Origin of the sequence: uncultured Alistipes sp., from assembly GCF_910580175.1 — a bacterium.
Classification (GTDB): Bacteria; Bacteroidota; Bacteroidia; order Bacteroidales; family Rikenellaceae; genus Alistipes.
On sequence record NZ_CAJTXD010000004.1, the window covers coordinates 68,548 to 85,905 of the forward strand.

The 17,358-nt window shown below is 60.9% G+C and carries 14 protein-coding genes; 10 read left to right on the top strand and 4 right to left on the bottom strand.

Annotation, left to right across the window (positions count from 1 at the left end):
- Nucleotides 1–13: 13 nt before the first annotated feature.
- The 10 genes from QZ298_RS06185 (at nt 14) to QZ298_RS06230 (ending at nt 11,222) form a co-directional block, all read left to right on the top strand.
- Nucleotides 14–1,552 (top strand): YifB family Mg chelatase-like AAA ATPase, encoded by a 1,539-nt coding sequence (locus tag QZ298_RS06185; RefSeq protein WP_296006791.1) that lies wholly within the window; start codon nt 14–16, stop codon nt 1,550–1,552.
- A 15-nt stretch (nt 1,553–1,567) separates the two neighbouring features.
- Nucleotides 1,568–1,732 (top strand): hypothetical protein, encoded by a 165-nt coding sequence (locus tag QZ298_RS06190; RefSeq protein WP_296006793.1) that lies wholly within the window; start codon nt 1,568–1,570, stop codon nt 1,730–1,732.
- Between the two features lie 8 nt (nt 1,733–1,740).
- Nucleotides 1,741–2,853 carry an undecaprenyldiphospho-muramoylpentapeptide beta-N-acetylglucosaminyltransferase gene (gene murG / locus QZ298_RS06195; RefSeq protein WP_296006796.1) on the top strand — a complete coding sequence of 371 codons (1,113 nt, stop codon included), beginning with the start codon at nt 1,741–1,743 and terminating at the stop codon, nt 2,851–2,853.
- Complete coding sequence (murC, locus tag QZ298_RS06200; RefSeq protein ID WP_296006799.1) at nt 2,853–4,241, top strand: UDP-N-acetylmuramate--L-alanine ligase; 1,389 nt, start codon at nt 2,853–2,855, stop codon at nt 4,239–4,241. Before murG ends, murC begins: the two co-directional genes overlap by 1 nt.
- A 72-nt stretch (nt 4,242–4,313) precedes the next feature.
- Nucleotides 4,314–5,408, top strand: coding sequence for a hypothetical protein (locus tag QZ298_RS06205; protein ID WP_296006803.1), 1,095 nt, complete (start codon nt 4,314–4,316; stop codon nt 5,406–5,408).
- Between the two features lie 11 nt (nt 5,409–5,419).
- Nucleotides 5,420–7,144, top strand: coding sequence for a cell division protein FtsA (ftsA, locus tag QZ298_RS06210; protein WP_296006806.1), 1,725 nt, complete (start codon nt 5,420–5,422; stop codon nt 7,142–7,144).
- Nucleotides 7,145–7,209: 65 nt separating this feature from the next.
- Nucleotides 7,210–8,523, top strand: coding sequence for a cell division protein FtsZ (ftsZ, locus tag QZ298_RS06215; RefSeq protein ID WP_296006808.1), 1,314 nt, complete (start codon nt 7,210–7,212; stop codon nt 8,521–8,523).
- Between the two features lie 16 nt (nt 8,524–8,539).
- A complete protein-coding gene (gene gldE / locus QZ298_RS06220; protein ID WP_296006811.1) occupies nt 8,540–9,817 on the top strand; it encodes a gliding motility-associated protein GldE in 1,278 nt (425 codons plus the stop codon).
- Nucleotides 9,818–9,885: 68 nt separating this feature from the next.
- Nucleotides 9,886–10,575 (top strand): 4'-phosphopantetheinyl transferase superfamily protein, encoded by a 690-nt coding sequence (locus tag QZ298_RS06225; RefSeq protein WP_296006815.1) that lies wholly within the window; start codon nt 9,886–9,888, stop codon nt 10,573–10,575.
- Between the two features lie 23 nt (nt 10,576–10,598).
- Nucleotides 10,599–11,222 (top strand): pentapeptide repeat-containing protein, encoded by a 624-nt coding sequence (locus QZ298_RS06230; protein WP_296006818.1) that lies wholly within the window; start codon nt 10,599–10,601, stop codon nt 11,220–11,222.
- 101 nt (nt 11,223–11,323) lie between these two features.
- Here the strand turns inward: QZ298_RS06230 and QZ298_RS06235 are convergent, their stop codons facing one another.
- The 4 genes from QZ298_RS06235 to QZ298_RS06250 all read right to left on the bottom strand — a co-directional run bounded on the left by QZ298_RS06235 (nt 11,324) and on the right by QZ298_RS06250 (nt 17,352).
- Nucleotides 11,324–12,529, bottom strand: coding sequence for a C1 family peptidase (locus QZ298_RS06235; RefSeq protein ID WP_296006820.1), 1,206 nt, complete (start codon nt 12,527–12,529; stop codon nt 11,324–11,326).
- 29 nt (nt 12,530–12,558) lie between these two features.
- On the bottom strand, nt 12,559–14,856 hold the full coding sequence (gene topA / locus QZ298_RS06240; protein WP_296006823.1) for a type I DNA topoisomerase: 2,298 nt from the start codon (nt 14,854–14,856) through the stop codon (nt 12,559–12,561).
- A gap of 83 nt (nt 14,857–14,939) precedes the next feature.
- On the bottom strand, nt 14,940–16,562 hold the full coding sequence (locus tag QZ298_RS06245) for a DUF4270 family protein (RefSeq protein ID WP_296006826.1): 1,623 nt from the start codon (nt 16,560–16,562) through the stop codon (nt 14,940–14,942).
- A complete protein-coding gene (locus QZ298_RS06250; protein ID WP_296006829.1) occupies nt 16,546–17,352 on the bottom strand; it encodes a glycogen/starch synthase in 807 nt (268 codons plus the stop codon). Before QZ298_RS06250 ends, QZ298_RS06245 begins: the two co-directional genes overlap by 17 nt.
- Between the last annotated feature and the right edge of the window lie 6 nt (nt 17,353–17,358).

The following is a 17,358-nucleotide window of genomic DNA, read 5'->3' on the forward strand; positions in this document are numbered from 1 at the left end:
CGCACTCCGTACGATGTTCGTAAAGACTTTCGCAGGTGCAGTCGTCGGGATCGACGCCGTGACGGTGACCGTCGAGGTCAACATCGCCGGCGGCGGATTGGGGTTGTATTTGGTCGGGTTGCCCGACAATGCCGTCAAGGAGAGCGAGCAGCGCATCCGCGCCGCGTTCGAGAACTCCGGCGAGCGGATGTCGGGCCGCAAGGTGGTCGTCAACCTGGCGCCGGCCGATCTGCGCAAGGAGGGTGCGGCGTTCGATCTGCCCATCGCCGTCGGGATTCTGGCTGCCATGGGGCGCGTCGACGCGGCTGCGGTGGCCGATACCTTGTTCGCCGGCGAATTGTCGCTCGACGGCACGGTCAAGTCCGTGCGGGGCGTTCTGCCGATGGCCGTGCAGGCTCGCCGCGACGGTGTGCGGCGGTTGGTCATTCCTGCGGCCAATGCCGCCGAGGCGGCTGTGGTCGGGGGTGTCGAGGTGGTCGGCGTGGCGAACTTGCGGGAAACGGTCGCATGGCTCAACGGGGAGACGGAACTTGCCCCGGCCGTGGCGGCGGAGTGCGAAGCGGCGGCATCCGTGTCGGGCCGCTACGATGAGGATTTCGCCGATGTCAAGGGTCAGACGCATGTCAAGCGTGCGTTGGAGATTGCGGCGGCCGGCGGACACAACGTGCTGATGATCGGATCGCCCGGTTCGGGCAAGACGATGCTGGCGCGGCGCATGCCGACGATTCTGCCGCCTCTGACGCCCGACGAGGCGTTGGAGACGACCAAGATCCATTCCGTGGCAGGGTTGTCGCGGATCGCGGGGTTGATGACCCGGCGGCCGTTCCGGGCGCCGCATCATACGATTTCGCAGGTGGCCCTCATCGGTGGCGGGCAGTCGCCCCATCCGGGCGAGGTGTCGTTGTCGCATAACGGCGTGTTGTTTCTCGACGAACTGCCCGAGTTCGGCCGCAGCGCTCTGGAGGTGTTGCGCCAGCCGCTCGAAGAGAAAAGCATTACCGTGGCGCGGGCGCGTTATCGGGTGCAGTATCCGGCCAACTTCACGTTGATCGCCGCCATGAACCCTTGCCCGTGCGGATACTACAACCATCCGACCAAGGAGTGTACGTGTTCGCCGGGGAGCGTGCACCGTTACATGGGGCGGATTTCGGGGCCTTTGATGGATCGCATCGACATGCACATCGAGGTGACGCCCGTGGCGCCGGCCGATCTGGCCGATGCGGCGCCGGGCGAGCCGAGCGCTGCGATCCGCCAACGGGTGTGCCGGGCGCGGGAGGTGCAGATGAAACGTTTTAGCAATTGTGCCGGAGTGCATACGAATGCGATGATGAATGCGGCGATGCTGCGTGAGCATTGCCGGCTCGATGCTGCTTCGGCAGCGTTGTTGGAGCAGGCCATGACCCGGCTGTCGCTCTCGGCGCGGGCTTACGACCGGATTCTGAAGGTGGCCCGTACGATCGCCGACCTGGCCGGGCGCGCACGGATCGAAGCGGCCGACGTGGCCGAGGCGATCAACTACCGATCGCTCGACAGAGAGAGTTGGGGACGATAGATGGAGAATCGGAAGATGAAGCAGAAACTATATAATATTTGGGTGCAGGTCGGCGGGATGGTGCGCGTGTGGGTGCGCGAGCGCTTGGCGCGGGTAAAACTTTTTCTCGACCTGGCGTTCGGCAAGAAGCCCAAGTTTTTGGGCGAACGGATCGAAATAGAAACCGATAATATAATATGAAGTAAATCATGAGTCAGCCGAAACATATCATTCTTTCGGGCGGCGGCACGGGCGGCCATATCTATCCCGCCGTGGCGGTCGCCGAGGCTTTGAAGCGCCGTTTGGGCGAGGCCGTGGAGTTGCTTTTCGTGGGTGCCGAGGGCAAGATGGAGATGGAGAAGGTGCCCGCGCTGGGCTACCGCATCGTCGGGCTGCCTATTGCGGGGTTGCAGCGGCGCCTGGAGTGGCGCAACCTGCTGGTGCCTTTCAAGGTGTGGCGAAGTCTCCGCAAGGCCCGCAGGACGATCCGCGACTTCGGCGCCGATGCGGTGGTGGGTTTCGGCGGGTATGCCAGCGCTCCGGTGCTGTGGGCCGCCCAGCGCATGGGCGTGCCGACGCTCATCCAGGAGCAGAATTCCTATGCCGGCGTGACCAACAAGATATTGGCCAAGGGCGCCCGGCGCATCTGTACGGCCTACGACGGGATGGAGCGTTTTTTCCCCGCCGGCAAGATCGTGTTGACCGGCAATCCCCTGCGCGGCCGTTTCTCCAAGCAGGGCGCCGACCGGGCCGAGGCGTTGCAGCACTATGGCCTGACGTCCGGCAAGCCGGTCGTGCTGGTGGTCGGCGGATCGCTCGGCACGCGGTCGCTCAACGAAATGATGAAAGCATGGATTCTGTCGCTCGGCAGTGCTGAAGTTCCGGTGCAAGTGATTTGGCAGACAGGTAAATATTACGAGCGCGAGATGCGCGACTTCCTTGCGGCCCACCCGACGCCGGGAATCTGGCAGGGGGCCTTCATCGAGCGGATGGACTTGGCCTATGCTGCGGCCGATCTGGTAATTTCGCGCAGCGGCGCCGGCACGGTGTCGGAGTTGTGCCTGGTGGCCAAACCGGTATTGTTCGTTCCCTCGCCCAACGTGGCGGAGGATCACCAGACCATGAATGCCCGGGCTTTGGAACAGCAGGGGGCCGCCGTGCTCGTGCCCGATGCCGTGTGCCGCACCGAGGCGATGCCGCGGGCGCTGGAGCTGCTCGCCGACAAGGAGGCGTTGCGGCGCATGAGCGAAAACCTCGAACGTTTGGCCAAGCCCCGTGCGGCGGAGGATATTGTGGATGAAATCATCGAATTGCTGAAGTGATGGAATTTTCGAAAGTCTATTTTCTGGGCATCGGCGGCATCGGCATGAGCGCTCTGGCCCGTTACTTCCTCCACGAGGGCAGGCAGGTGGCGGGCTACGACCGCACTCCCACCCGCCTGACGGCCGAACTCGAAGCCGAAGGCGCTGCGATCCATTATGACGACGACATCCGGGCCGTTCCGGCGCCGTTTCTCGATCCGCGCGATACGATCGTGGTCTATACCCCTGCTGTGCCGCAGGAGCACAGCGAGTTGCGTTATTTCCGCGAGCATGGCTTTACGATCGAGAAGCGTTCGCAGATGCTCGGCCATCTCTCGGAGGGCAAATATGTGATGGCCGTAGCCGGTACGCACGGCAAGACGACCACTTCGACCCTCGTGGCGTGGCTCAATCGGAGGTTGACCGGCGGCGGTTCGGCTTTCTTGGGCGGCCTGTCCAAGAACTTCGGCGGCAACCTGGTGCTGGGCGCGGGCGCCCGACTGGCGGTCGAGGCCGACGAGTTCGACCGTTCGTTCCTGCGGTTGTTTCCCGATGTGGCGGTGGTCACGTCGGCCGATGCCGATCATCTGGACATCTATGGCACGCACGAGGCCGTCAAGGCAGCTTTCTCGCAGTTCGTGGGGCAGATCAAGAAAGGCGGCGCGCTGGTCATCAAGCAGGGGGTCGACATCGCGATCGACAATCCGGGCATCCGCGTCTACCGTTATGCTTACGACACGCCGTGCGATTTTTATGCTCGCAACATCCGGTTGCTGGAGGGCGGATATTATCGCTACGATCTGGCGCTGCCCGACGGTGTGGTCGAGGGATGCACGCTGGGCATTCCCGGGTGGGTCAACATCGAGAATGCCGTGGCGGCCGTGGCGGCCGTGTGGTGTGCGGCGCAGGCTGAAGGGACGGCTCTCGACACCGGGAAGCTGCGCGAGGCGCTGGCCTCCTATTCGGGCGTCAAACGGCGCTTCGAATTCTATGTCAACACCCCCAGGCAGGTCTACATGGACGACTATGCCCACCACCCGCGCGAACTCTGCGCGACGCTCACGTCGGTGCGCAAGATGTTCCCCGGGCGGCGGATCACGGCGCTCTTCCAGCCCCATCTGTATACGCGTACGCGCGACTTCTACGAGGGTTTTGCCGAGGCGCTGTCCCATGCCGACGAAGCGGTGCTGCTGCCGATCTACCCGGCGCGCGAGGAGCCGATTCCGGGCATAACTTCGGAACTTATCGCCGAGCGGGTAACCGTGCCGTGCCGGATCGTCGACCGCGACAGACTGGCCGACGAAGTGGCGGCCATGGAGACCGACGTGGTGGTAAGCTTCGGTGCCGGCAACATCGACGCCTGCTGCGAAGCCCTCGCCGAGAAACTGAAACTCAAAAGCGGACGATGATCCGGCGAGTCGGACGTTGGGCCGCTCCGCGCCGGCATCGTTGCGATGAATGGTTGTAGTAAGTAGTTGATTTTGGACAGGTATTTTCGATATGCGTGGTTGGCGCTCTTGTGGGCGGCCGTGGGCGGGTACCTGCTTGCGGCAGGCATCGCCGTACGCCGTGCCCGGGCCGTGCGTACGGTGTCGCACGTGGCGATCGAGGTCGTCGACAGCACGTCGCGGGGACACTTGGTCTCGACGATGCGCGTGCGCGAATGGATCGTCCGCAGCCGGATTCCTACGATCGGCACGGCAGTTGATACGGTCGACCTGACAGGAATCGAGGCGTTGATCGCCTGCAACGGGTTCGTGGAGGATGTTGCCGCCTACGTTACCTATTCGGGCGAGTTGTGCGTCGAAATCAGCCAGCGCGAGCCGTTGTTGCGGCTGCTGACCGACGGGGTCAACAGTTACATTACGACTGAAGGGTATGTTTTCGTGGCGCCGCGGGCGTCGTCGTTGTACGTTCCGGTGGTCACGGGCAGTTACCGGCTGCCGATTCCTGCCGATTATGTGGGCGACATGCGTACGTATATCGACGGCAAGATCGAGGAGATACAGCATCGGATCGTCGAGTTGGAGCGCGAAAAATACCCGTTCTACAAGCGTGAGCGCGAGAACGACCGCCGCATTGCCGAGCTGGCCCGGCGGCGGGTGCGGCGCGGCTGGTTCGAGAGCGCCCGCCGGTTCGAGCAGCGGGTGGCCGAGTTGCGTCAGGAGAAGGCGCTGCTGCGGCGCAGCTACCGTTACGAAGCCCGCATGGTGCAGCAGGAGATCGACCGTTTGAGCGCCGAGCAGGAACGCGAGCGCGAACGGCAAAAAAAATTGGAGAAAAGCTACGAAGATTTGATGAAACTCCTTACCTTTGTAGAAATTGTCGAGAAAGACCCTTTCTGGAGGTCGGAGGTGGTGCAGATCGTAGCCCGTTCGACCCCCGGCGGCGTCTTGGAGATCGACCTTGTGCCGCGCAGCGGCCGCCATACGATCCGTTTCGGCCGTCTGGAGCAGCCGGAGCGCAAACTCGACAAGTTGATGCGTTTCTATCGGGGCGGACTCTCGCGTACCGGGTGGGACGAATACCGTACGATAGACATAAGATATAAGGATCAGGTGGTTTGCAGGAAATAAAAGATTCAGTCGTGGAAAGAAAAAATTATACCGTTGCCGTCGATTTGGGTTCGTCGTCCGTCGTGGTGGCCGTCGGCGAGAAGCCTGCGGAGGGGCGGATGAACGTGCTGGCGCTCGTTTCGAAACCCGTCGAGGGCGTCAATGCCGGGCGGATAGACAACATCGAGCTGGTCAGCCGGGCCATCCGCGAGGCCGTTTCGGAGGTCGAGGAGCGGCTGGGCATCCGCATCACGGAGGCCTACGCCGGCATCTCGGGCGATTTCGTGCGCTGCGCCCGCCATACCGACCACGTGTATGTCTACGATCCGCAGACGGGGGTCAACCAGAAGGATGTCGATGCGCTGTTCGACCGCATGCGCAACGTGCAGGCTCCCGACGACGAGACCATCATGGAGCGCATCCCGCAGAACTATATGGTCGACGACAGCCAGGAGGTCAAGAATCCCGTAGGGTCGTTCGGCAAGAAACTTTCTTCGACGTTCAATTTCATCCTTTGCCACAAAACCCCCATTCAGCGGCTTGATATGGCCTTGAAGAGGTTGAGTATCAAAATGTTGGGTGTCGTGTCCGATGCGTTGGCCACCCCCGAGGCCGTGTTGCTTCCCGAGGAGAAAGAGGAGGGTGTGGCCGTAGTCGACATCGGCGACGGCGTGACGGACGTCACGGTTTATTATCGCAACGTGGTGCGTTACACCGTCTCCATCCCCATGGGCGCTTCGGCCATCAACCGCGACATCCGCACCATGGGTGTGCCCGAGAAGCACGTCGAGAGTCTCAAGCGCAAGTACGGTTCGGCGGTGGCCGATCTGGCGCCCGAGGACAAGTTGATCCGTGTCAACGGTCGGACGACGCGCGAGGCCAAGGATATTCTGTTGCGCAACCTCGCTACGGTAATCGAAGCGCGTGCTACGGATATCGCCGAGTTCGTGCAGCAGGAGATCAGGGATTCGGGATATGCTTCGAAACTCGCTTACGGCATCGTGTTGACCGGCGGGTCGGCGCAGTTGAAAGATATCGACGAATTGTTCCGCCGCGTGACCGAGATGGACGTGCGCATCGCGTTGCCCGATGCTGCCATTGACGAGGCATCCCGGGAGCGGGTCGCCAGTCCGGCGTTCTCTACGGCCGTGGGTATTTTGCTCAAGGGTGCGCGGCAGGGCGCATGCGCAGTGGTCGAGCATGTCTCGACGCCGACGCCTGCTCCGGCTTCGGATTCCGCTGCTGCACCTTCCGCTTCCCAGCCGGCTGTGCAGAGTTCCGCTCCGGCTTCCATCCCGCCCCGACAGACTCCGGCAGAGCGTCCGACGACGCTCCCGCGTCAGTCTGCGGAGCAGCCGCGCGGGTTCGCTCCGTCGCCGGCGCAGCCGACACAGCCTGAAGCCCGTTCTGCGGTGCATTCCGGACCCGCACCCCAGCCTGCCGCCCAGCCTCTCGCCCGGCCGGCGGCTCGCCCCGCAGCGCGTCCTGCGGCTCAGCCTTTCCGGCAGACGCCGCCGCGTATGGCCCAGCAGCCGGTGCCTCCCGCACCTGCGGCCCGGCCGATGGTCGCGCCCGGATTGCCGCCCGAACCCGATCCGATGCCTTATATCGAGGCCGAACCGCTCGCGGCGCCCGATTTTTCTGACGATTTCGCACCTGCCGACCCGAAGCGCAAGCGCGACTGGGGGTCGATTTTCCAGAAGGCGTTCGACAAGGTAAACAAGAGTTTTACGGCTGCCGAAGACGAAGAAATATAGAATGGCGGGTGGCATGAATGAGCTGACCGCGAATTAATTTTCTTTTTACCTGCTTTTAACGACTTATGACAGACGAATTGATGTCGGAGATCAAAGCGCCCCGTGCAAATAACTCGATCATCACGGTAGTGGGGGTCGGCGGTGCCGGCGGCAATGCTGTGAACCACATGTGGAGCCTCGGCATCTGCGGTGTGTCGTTCATGGTTTGCAATACCGACCAGCAGGCGCTGGACAAAAGTCCCGTAGAGACCAAGATCCGGCTGGGCAGCGAGGGATTGGGCGCCGGCAACGACCCCGAGAACGGGCGCCGTGCCGCCGTGGAGACCTTGCCCGAAATCCGGCAGCACTTCGAAGCGGCGGGTACGCGCATGATCTTCATCACGGCAGGTATGGGCGGCGGCACCGGTACGGGCGCTTCGCCCGTGATCGCCAAGCTGGCCAAGGAGATGGGGCTGCTGACCGTGGCCATCGTCACTTCGCCGTTGGCCGTCGAGGGGAAGATCCGTTACGAGCAGGCGTTCCGCGGTATCGAGGAACTGCGGCAGAATGTCGATTCGCTGCTGATCATCAACAACGAAAACATCCTCGAAATCTACGGACGGCTCTCGCTCAAGCAGGCTTTCGGCAAGGCCGACGATATCCTGGCTTCGGCCGCCAAAGGCATCGCCGAAATCATTACCGTGGAGAGCGACTTGGTAAACGTCGACTTCGCCGATGTCTCGAAAGTCATGCGTTGCAGCGGCCGCGCCCACATGGCCGTGGCTACGGCCGAGGGCGACAGCAGGGCCGAGGCTGTGGCCGAGGCGTCGCTGCGGTCGCCGTTGCTGGATCACAACTTGATCTCGGGGGCCAAGAATATCTTGTTGAATATTTCTGTTGCCAATGCCGACGAACTGATGTACGAAGAGGTCGTGCGGATTCTGGAGTATATCCAGGCGCATGCCAGCGTGCAGGACGACGAGGGCGCCGTGCACAATGCCAACATCATCTGGGGTACGAGCGAAAAGCCCCAGTTGGGCAACGCCATCGAGTTGGTGGTGGTCGCCACGGGCTTCCAGAGCGAGGAGGTCAAGGAGGTGATGAAGCAGATCGCACCGGCCGTGATGCCGGCCAAGGAGGGCCAGACCGAATCGGTGCTGGAGCCGATCAAGCCGCTGGCGGCGAAGTCCGTGCCGCGGCCCGGCGAGCAGGTGGTGCTGGGCGCCAAGTCGACGCGCTACAACAACATCGACGCGCTGTTGTCCAAGCCGGCTTATCAGTCGCGCAATTCGAAGTTCATCGTCCAGATGTCGGGCGGCCGCAAGGAGGTGCTGCGCAACGATTCGGCCGCGACGCAGACCCCGGAGGAGAAGCCCGACGGCGGGTCGCTTTTCGATTAACCAACCGCACCCGAACTTGGAACACGCTCCCTGGATCATATTCAACGGGTTCTCGACCCATATCGTCATACGTTGCGTCGCAACGTTGCTTCTGTTGTGCGTTTCGGCGCTCGTGTCGGGTGCCGAGACTTCGTTTTTCTCGCTTTCGCACAACGACGTGCAGCGATTCAAGCAGCGGACGAGCGCTTCGGCCGCCGCTGTCTTGAAATTGTTGGGCGATGTTGATTTTTTGTTGGCCACGATTCTGGTCATCAATAATCTGGTCAACATCTGCATTACCATATTCATGGCCGGCATCGTCGATGCCCTTTTCACGTTCACGCACCTGGAGTTCCTTTTCAAGACGGTCGTTGTTACGTTCTTCCTGCTGCTCTTCGGCGAAGTGTTGCCTAAGGTGTTGGCGCAGACTACGCCGGTAAAGTTCGCCCAGTTCGTGGCTCAGCCGTTGGCGGTGCTGCGGTGGGTGTTCTATCCGCTTTCCTACATCCTGGTGCATACGAGCAGCCGCATCAGCGAGAAAGCCTCGCACAAGAGCGAAATTTCGCTCGACGATCTGGCCGATGCCGTCGACATGACCCATACGGGCAACCCGGAGGAGCATGTGATGTTGTCGGGGATCGTGAATTTCGTCAACACCGAGGTGCAGGAGATCATGAAGCCCCGCGTGGACATCACAGCCGTCGAGTTGACCGACGATTACGAGAAAGTCAAGCGGACGATCATCGCGTCGGGATTTTCGCGCATTCCGGTCTTCGAGGAGGATATCGACAACATCCGGGGTACGCTTTATGTCAAGGATTTGTTGCCCTACATCAACAACGGCAACGAGTTCGGATGGCAGCAGTTGATCCGCAAGCCCTATTTCGTGCCGGAGCATAAGAAGATCAATGACTTGTTGGGCGACTTCCAGTCGAACAAGGTGCACATGGCTATCGTGGTCGACGAATACGGTTCGACGTTGGGTCTGGTGTCGCTGGAGGACATCATCGAGGAGATCGTCGGCGAAATTTCCGACGAAAGCGACAACGACGAGAGTTTCTATACGCGTCTGGGGCCTAAAAGCTATCTTTTCGAGGGCAAGACCCATATCGGCGATTTCGAACGCATCCTGGCGCTCGACGAGGAGACTTTCTCCGACGTGCGGGGCGAGGCCGAGACCCTGGCCGGCCTGATGCTCGAACTCAAGCGCGATTTCCCGCGCAAGGGCGATGTCTTCACGTCGCACGACATCCGTTTCACGATCAAGGAAACGGATGCGCACCGGATCGATAAGATACGCGTAGACATAAAGTAACGAACGATTAAGCCTCGTCGTTCGGATTCAAGATTCCGGCTCTTACTGCGCATCAAAGTATATAAGTTGTGTTCCGCCTTATCGTTTCCCAGCCTCTTTCCGAGACCGAAATCGCGCTTCGGACTACGCCCGAGGAGCAGGCGCATGCCCGGACGTTCGGTTGTGTGCGCCGGCGTAGCGAATGGCTTTCGTGGCGGGCGATCGTGCGGCGCGAATTGTCCCGCGAATGGGTCTGCGACCCGGCCGGAATCCGGATCGGTTACGATGCGGCGGGTGCTCCGAGGGTCGAAATCCTGGAACTCCGAAAATCGGTTCCCGGATCGTCGGAGTCCGGAATTCCGGGTTCGGGAGAGCAGGAAGCCGGGATGGCGGTTTCCGGAATTTCGGGTTTCATAGGTTGTGCTGTGCATGTCGCTGTGTCGCATTGCGAGGGCAGTATCGCTGTGGCTTTTGCCGACACGCCTTGCGCCGTCGATGTCGAATCGGCAGCCCGCGATTTCGGGCGGGTCGTTTCCCGTTATATGACCGTTGAGGAGCAGACTTTGTCGGACGTGCCGTGGTGGCCCGCCGTCGTGTGGTGTGCCAAGGAGACTCTTTACAAGTTCGCCGGGCGCTGCGAGTTGGATCTATTGCGCGATTTGCGGATCGAGGAGGTCGATTTCCATACCGCTGCGCTCGTCGGTAGGATTTGCGGCGGCGAGGCGTTGCGGCTGCATTTTTTGCAGCTTGGAGGCCGTATCATCGTCTTTTTGTCTTGATTATGGAAATTGCGCCGCCCCGTTTGCCGGAAGATTCTGCATTTGTTGCCGATGTTGCGTTGCTTGTCGATGCCGAGGAGGTCGTCGATGCGGTGTTCCGCGGTGTTGCTTTGGCCGGACTGGTTCGCGAACACCTTTCCGTCGAGCGGTGCATCTTTTCCGGATGTCGTTTCTCGGGGGCCGTGTTGGCGCAGGCCCGGTTTTCCGATGTCTTGTTCCGCAACTGCGACTTCTCCAACGCCGATTTGCGCGGCAGTGCGTTCCAGCGCGTGCAGTTCGTCGATTGCAAGTTTACCGGCGCCGAATTCGCCGAGACGGTTTTCGGTTCGGCCGTCTTGGCGCGTTGTCGGGGCGAGTTCGTCGGGTTCGCCGCTGCGAGGTTCCGCCGGGTAAGGTGCGAGGAGTGTATCTTGCGCAGTGCCGTGTTGAGCGAGTGCCGTTTCGAGCAGACCGCATTTTCCGCTTGCGATCTCTCGACGGCCGAGTTCTTCGGCACCCGTTTGCAGGGGATCTCGCTGGCCGACTGCGACATCCGCGGCATCCGCCTGCGCGATTGTGCGTCGTTCGAACTTCGGGGCGCTCGGATTTCTCCGGCGCAGGCGCTCGATCTGGTCAAACTTCTCGGTGTGGAATTCGAGGACGTATGAAAAAGTTTTGATGAAACATGAAAACGCCGGAATCCGTTCGTGTGGATTCCGGCGTTTGTTCAAAGCGCGGTGTTCTCCGGGAACTCCTTTCGCTCACGGTTCTATTCGAACCCCAGTTTTCGGGCGATGTGTTCGGGCAGGGCTTTCTTGTTGAGCATGATCGAGGTCGTCTTGTAGGCTACGAACGGCTGCGAGAAATACCAGTAGCCTCCGTAGGGCGGACGTTCGCCCCACGAGTTGAGCACCTTGTAGAACGGATTCCCGGCCTGGTCGGTGGCTTTGCCCACGATGACCATGCCGTGGTCGTCGGTGGTCTCGTAGTTATCGAACGCCTCCTGACGCTTGGCCTGCGTCACGACCAGCTCCTTTACGGGTTTGTCGAACGAGTAGATTAGCGTCTCCTTCTCCTGCTGGGTAAGTTTGCCCCATTTCTCGGCTTCCGTGCCGCTCATGTTCTCGAGCGCGATTTCGGGAACGATGCCGATCGCCTTGGTGCGGCTGAAGCCCTTTTCGCTCACGTCGGTGCCCCACGAGAGTGCATACCCCTGGTCGAGCGCGTGGTCGACGGCCTCCATCATTTCGTCGAGCGGCAGGTTGTAGACCGTGCCCCACATCCAGTTGTCGGGCACTTCCATGATGAACTGCGTGTAGAACGGATGGTGGGTAAACGACGTGATGTCGATATAGTCGTTCATGTCGATGGGCAGCGATGCCGCGAACGAAGCGGGCGTGTATTCTTTGCCCTGGTAGACGAACGTCTCGGGCACGGGGCCGAAGTACTCGTCGAGCAGGGCGTTGAAAGCGCGTTTCCAGGCGGTCGAAAGGGGCATGTTCGACTTGTCGCCTGCGCGGATCACAGCGTCGAGATAGGCCTTGAGCGCGCCCGAGAGTTCATGGAAGTCGGGTTTCTCGGTGCCATAGTTCAGACCCGGGTAGGCTTCGAACGGCACGATGCCGTAGTTCTTTATCATCTCGATGACGTCATGCGAAGCACCGCCCTCGGCGAAGTTCAGATGGCCGTGCATGCGGACATACTTCATGGCTTTGTCCATGAACGTGTGGCGCACGATCCACATCTCCGACAGGTGCATCGCCTCGCCGCCGGCGCGCATGATCTCGCTTTCGAGGAACGAGCAGGTCGAGAAGCTCCAGCAGGTGCCGCTGCGGCTCTGATCCTTGACAGGGGTAACGGGCACCGACCGGCTGTCGGTAAAACGGTAGCCTTTCTCTTCGGCCGTTTTGGGCGTGCGGGCCGCAGCGCTGAAGAGCGCGCCGGCGAAGAGCAGGGAGAAAACGAGGTTTTTCATGGTATTCGGGATGTTTGGGTGTTGAAATTCTATTTTTTCGATCCGGCGACGATCTTCTGGCAGGCTTCCAGAGTCAGCGCGGCCGGGTCGGTGCCTTTGGGGATGCGGTAGTTCTTGCCCTTGTAGGCGATGTAGGCGCCGTAGCGGCCGTTCTTGACCACCATTTCGGGGTCGTCGGCGAAACTTTTCAGCGGCGTGTTGGCTGCCGCGGCGGCTTCCTTGTGGGCGCGAACGACCTCTACGGCACGGTCATAAGTGATCGTGTAGGGGTCGTCGCTCTTGGCCAGCGACGCGAACGACTTGCCGTAGCGTACATAGGGGCCGTATTTGCCGATGCCTACGGCCAACTCTTCGCCCTCCAGCTCGCCCAGCGTGCGGGGCAGCGCAAAGAGCGCCAGAGCCTCGTCGAGCGTGATCGATTCGATGAGCTGCCCTTTCTTGAGCGATGCGAAGCGGCTTTTTTCGCCCTCCGCGCCCTCGATCTCGACCATCGGGCCGTAGCGGCCGATGCGCGCTTTGACTACGTGTCCCGTTTTAGGGTCGTTGCCCAGGATGCGGGCCTGGCTTTTTTTGTCGTTTTGCTGCTCGATGGCCGTGTCGACCATGCGGTGGAACGGTTCGTAGAACTCGCCGATCATGCGGTCCCACGTGATGTCGCCCTCGGCGATGCGGTCGAACTCCTTTTCGACGTTGGCCGTGAAGTTGTAGTCGATGATGGGGCCGAACTGCGCTTCGAGGTAGTCGTTTACCAGCATGCCGATGTCGGTGGGCGCCAGGCGGTTCTTCTCCTTGCCGAAGTTTTCGATAAGGTTCTTGGCGGCGATCTTGCCGTTGGCGAGCGTCAGTTGCACGAAGCCGCGCTTCTGTCCTTCCTTGTTCTGCTTGACTACGTAGCCGCGGTTGATGATCGTCGAGATGGTCGGGGCATAGGTCGACGGGCGGCCGATGCCCAGTTCTTCGAGCCGCTTGACCAGCGACGCTTCGTTGTAGCGGGCCGGGGCCTGCGTGAAACGCTCTGTGGCCGTGATGGTGTCGGCCGTGAGGGCATCGCCCTGCGCCAGTTTGGGGAGCAGCCCTTCGCCGCTCTCCTGCGCCTGGTCGTCGTCCGTCGATTCGGAGTAGAGCCGCAGGAAGCCGTCGAAGCGCACCACCTCGCCCGAAGCGACGAACTGATGGGGCGAGCCGGCCATGTCGATGGCGATGGTCGTGCGATCCAGCTCGGCGCACACCATCTGCGAAGCGACCGTGCGCTTCCAGATCAATTCGTAGAGCCGCTTTTCGGCCGGCGTGCCCTCGATCTGCTGGCGGTCGATGTAGGAGGGGCGGATCGCTTCGTGGGCCTCTTGGGCGCCTTTGGTCTTGGTCTTGTAGTTGAACCAGCGGGAGTATTTCTCGCCGTAGAGACGGATGATCTCCTCCTTGCATTGGGTAAGCGCCTGCTGCGAAAGGTTTACCGAGTCGGTACGCATGTAGGTAATCAGACCCTGCTCGTAGAGGTGCTGTGCCACGGACATGGTCTGCGAAACGGACATGCCCAGTTTGCGGCTGGCTTCCTGCTGGAGCGTGGAGGTCGTGAACGGCGGTGCGGGGTAGCGCTGTGCGGGCTTCTCCTCGCATTTCGATACCGTGAATGCGGCGCCGATGCAGCTGCGGAGGAAACTTTCGGCCTCCTCGGCCGTTGCGAAACGGGTCGGAAGCTCTGCTTTGAAGAGCGTTTTTTCGGTGTCGGCCGTGGCGTAGAACTGGGCCACGACGCGGAAGTAGGGCGACGGCTTGAACGCGATGATTTCGCGCTCGCGCTCGACGAGCAGACGCACGGCGACCGACTGCACGCGCCCGGCCGAGAGCGACGGCCGCACCTTTTTCCACAGCACGGGCGACAGCTCGAAACCGACCAGCCGGTCGAGCACGCGGCGCGCCTGCTGGGCGTTGACCAGATCCATGTTCACGGTGCGGGGTTTTTCGATGGCGTCGAGGATCGCCCGCTTGGTAATTTCGTGGAAGACGATGCGCTTGGTGCGCTCGACGGGGAGGCCCAACACTTCGGTCAGGTGCCATGCGATGGCTTCTCCTTCGCGGTCTTCATCGGAGGCGAGCCAGACGGTCTTGGTCTTGGCCAGGCGGGTCAGCTCGTCGACCACTTTCTTCTTGTCGGCCGGCACTTCGTAGACGGGGGCGAATCCCTCTGCGATGCGGATGCCGAGGTCTTTTTTCGAGAGGTCGCGGATATGCCCGAAGCTCGACTTGACGATGAAATCCTTACCCAGGAACTTTTCGATGGTCTTCGCCTTGGCGGGCGACTCGACGATAACTAAATTCTCCTGCATTGCGTTGATGTATGGCTTTTTCAGAAATGCGAAAACCTAAGTGCTCGACTTAGGTTGCGCATTCGTTGATTGGTTGCGGGTTGTTATTTCTTGATTAAATTGTAGGTCAGTTCGAAACGGATCGGGGCGTTGTTTCCGGCAGGATCGTCCGGCAGCGTGGTCATGCCTTGCAAGACGGTGTAGGCCGGCGTGTAGTAGCTGTAAGCTTCGGGGGCGGCATAGATCGTACGGTTCCCGATCTTCGTCAGGTCGATCTCCCGTTCTTCGCTCCGTGCGGCGTCGCGTTCGGCTGCGTAGCTGTTCCAGAGGGTCTGGATGTAACCCGTGATGTCGAACGTGTAGCAGCCGCGGCTGCGGTTGATGTACCCGCCGTAGGCGAGCGACGTGTCGTAGTTCTTCTCGTAATAGTAGTTGTAGTCCGGGATCGCCGTAAGGGTCTTGTAGTTCGTATAGAGACCGATGCGTTCCGGTGCGGCGTCCATGTCGAAGATCAGCCTGCCGGGAGCCGCGGGATCGATCGCGTCCCACTCGTAATCGCTGTCGCCGAAGTAAACCAGCATGCGGGCCTGGCTGAACGCCAGGGTCGAGAACTCGTAGCCCTCCCTGTTGGCTTCTTCGATCTTGCTCTCCAGTTCGTTGAAGAACTCTTTCGTGAACGTGATCTCGGTTACCACGCCGCCCATGCCTTCGACGATCATCCGGCTGTCGGTCTTGCGGTTGTCGGGGGTGCCGGGAGCGGGTTCGCGAACCTGGGCCGGGTCGATCTTGCTGCCTTCGTAGTTGCGTTTGAAGACGTTGACCGAGACGTTGCCATGGGTGGACGACAACTCGGTGTCCTTGAAAATGTAGAGCAGCGACAGGGTGTCTTTTATCAGCGAAGGGTCTTCCTTGAGCCTGGTGCGGCCGTAGACCGCCAGGCCCGAGCCGCTGAGATCGAGGGCGTACATGCCGCCCTTGCTTTTGGCGGTCTGATCGGCCAGAGGACGGATATAAAGCCCCTTGAATTCGTCGACCCACTGCGCGAGACTGTCGAGGGTGGTATAGATCGAGTAGTCGTCCGCGTATTTGCCGCTCTGGAGCATCAGCCGGTCGATGAACTCGCGGCCGCCTTCGGCCAGATCAAGCGTCACGGACGTGGTGGCGGGGCCGGTCTTCTTGCCGTCGGGGAACTCGAACGTGAACAGCGGGGTTTTGCTTACATAAGGATCGGGATCGAAATCGAGGTAGAACGTGGAGTCCTCCCGTTCGGTCAGATAAGCGTTGTCGGTAATTTCATAAATGCCGTAGAGCTGCGGGGTAAGAGTGTCGCGGTCGTAGTCGGTAACCGTGAGCAGCAACTGCGCGGAGTCGAAGATCGGCCGCTCGCCGAATCGGTCGGCGTCGACTCCCACATAGTAGAGATATTGGGTCAGGAAGCCTGCCGAGCGCAGCCCCAGCGTGTCGTTCAGCTGCGAACCGATGTAGCCGTAGGAGATGTTCGACGTGCGGATCGAATCGCTCTGGAAGAGCCGGGTTTCGACGTATTTTTTCGGATTCGGCTCTTTTTTGAGCGGAAAGGTCGCATATCCGGCCCGCATCTGCTGGGTGTCGGGCACGAGGTTCGAACCCAGCGAATCGTCCACCGTGGTGCAGCCTGCCCACCCGGCCGCCCCCGCAAAAAGGGCCGCGGAGAGCATCGCACGACGGAAACTATTGAATTTCATCATAGAAGCGGTTGTAATTATCGAAAAAGTCCTCTGCCTCGGGCGCCTGGTATTCCAGCATCGGCTTGCCGCTTTGGCGGGCGATTTCGAGCACCCGCTCGTCGACGCCGGCGGATGCCGCGATCACGCCGTCGGCATACTTCATAACGAAACGGCAGAGGTTTTCGTATGACGGCGTGTCGAGAATCGACAGATTTTTGTCCTTGACCCCCTCGCCGGCGATCTTCGCACCGAAACCCTTGTTCAGCTCGCCGCCGAAGCCGTCGTCGTAGAGCGACACGACGACCTTCACGTTGCGGAAGATCGGATCGTCGGCGAAAACCTTCTTCAGGTATACGGGCACGACTCCCGTGAACCATCCGTGGCAATGGACGACGGAGGGTGCCCAGCACAGCTTCTTGACCGTTTCCAGCACGCCGCGGGCGAAGAAGATGGCCCGCTCGTCGTTGTCGGGGAACTCCAGCCCTGCGGCATCCTGCAACACGGCCTTGCGCGAGAAGTAGTCGTCGTTGTCGATGAAGTAGATCTGCACGCGGGCGGCAGGAATCGATGCCACCTTGATGATGAGCTGGTGGTCGTTGTCGTCGATGATGAGATTCATGCCCGAAAGGCGGATCACTTCGTGGAGCTGGTGGCGGCGCTCGTTGATGCACCCGTAGCGGGGCATGAACGTGCGGATTTCATTGCCGCGCTCCTGCATCGCCTGCACCAGCGAACGGCATAACACGGAAGCCTCCGTTTCGGGGAGGTAGGGCATTATTTGCTGACAGACGTACAGAATCTTGCTTGCCATGAATCG

Excerpts from the sequence above, each read along its gene's own strand:
- ftsZ (WP_296006808.1), top strand. The coding sequence starts at position 7,210 with ATGACAGACGAATTGATGTCGGAGATCAAAGCGCCCCGTGCAAATAAC.
- topA (WP_296006823.1), bottom strand. The coding sequence starts at position 14,856 with ATGCAGGAGAATTTAGTTATCGTCGAGTCGCCCGCCAAGGCGAAGACC.
- QZ298_RS06235 (WP_296006820.1), bottom strand. The coding sequence starts at position 12,529 with ATGAAAAACCTCGTTTTCTCCCTGCTCTTCGCCGGCGCGCTCTTCAGC.
- QZ298_RS06250 (WP_296006829.1), bottom strand. The coding sequence starts at position 17,352 with ATGGCAAGCAAGATTCTGTACGTCTGTCAGCAAATAATGCCCTACCTC.
- murG (WP_296006796.1), top strand. The coding sequence starts at position 1,741 with ATGAGTCAGCCGAAACATATCATTCTTTCGGGCGGCGGCACGGGCGGC.
- murC (WP_296006799.1), top strand. The coding sequence starts at position 2,853 with ATGGAATTTTCGAAAGTCTATTTTCTGGGCATCGGCGGCATCGGCATG.
- QZ298_RS06245 (WP_296006826.1), bottom strand. The coding sequence starts at position 16,562 with ATGATGAAATTCAATAGTTTCCGTCGTGCGATGCTCTCCGCGGCCCTT.
- QZ298_RS06185 (WP_296006791.1), top strand. The coding sequence starts at position 14 with ATGTTCGTAAAGACTTTCGCAGGTGCAGTCGTCGGGATCGACGCCGTG.
- QZ298_RS06190 (WP_296006793.1), top strand. The coding sequence starts at position 1,568 with ATGAAGCAGAAACTATATAATATTTGGGTGCAGGTCGGCGGGATGGTG.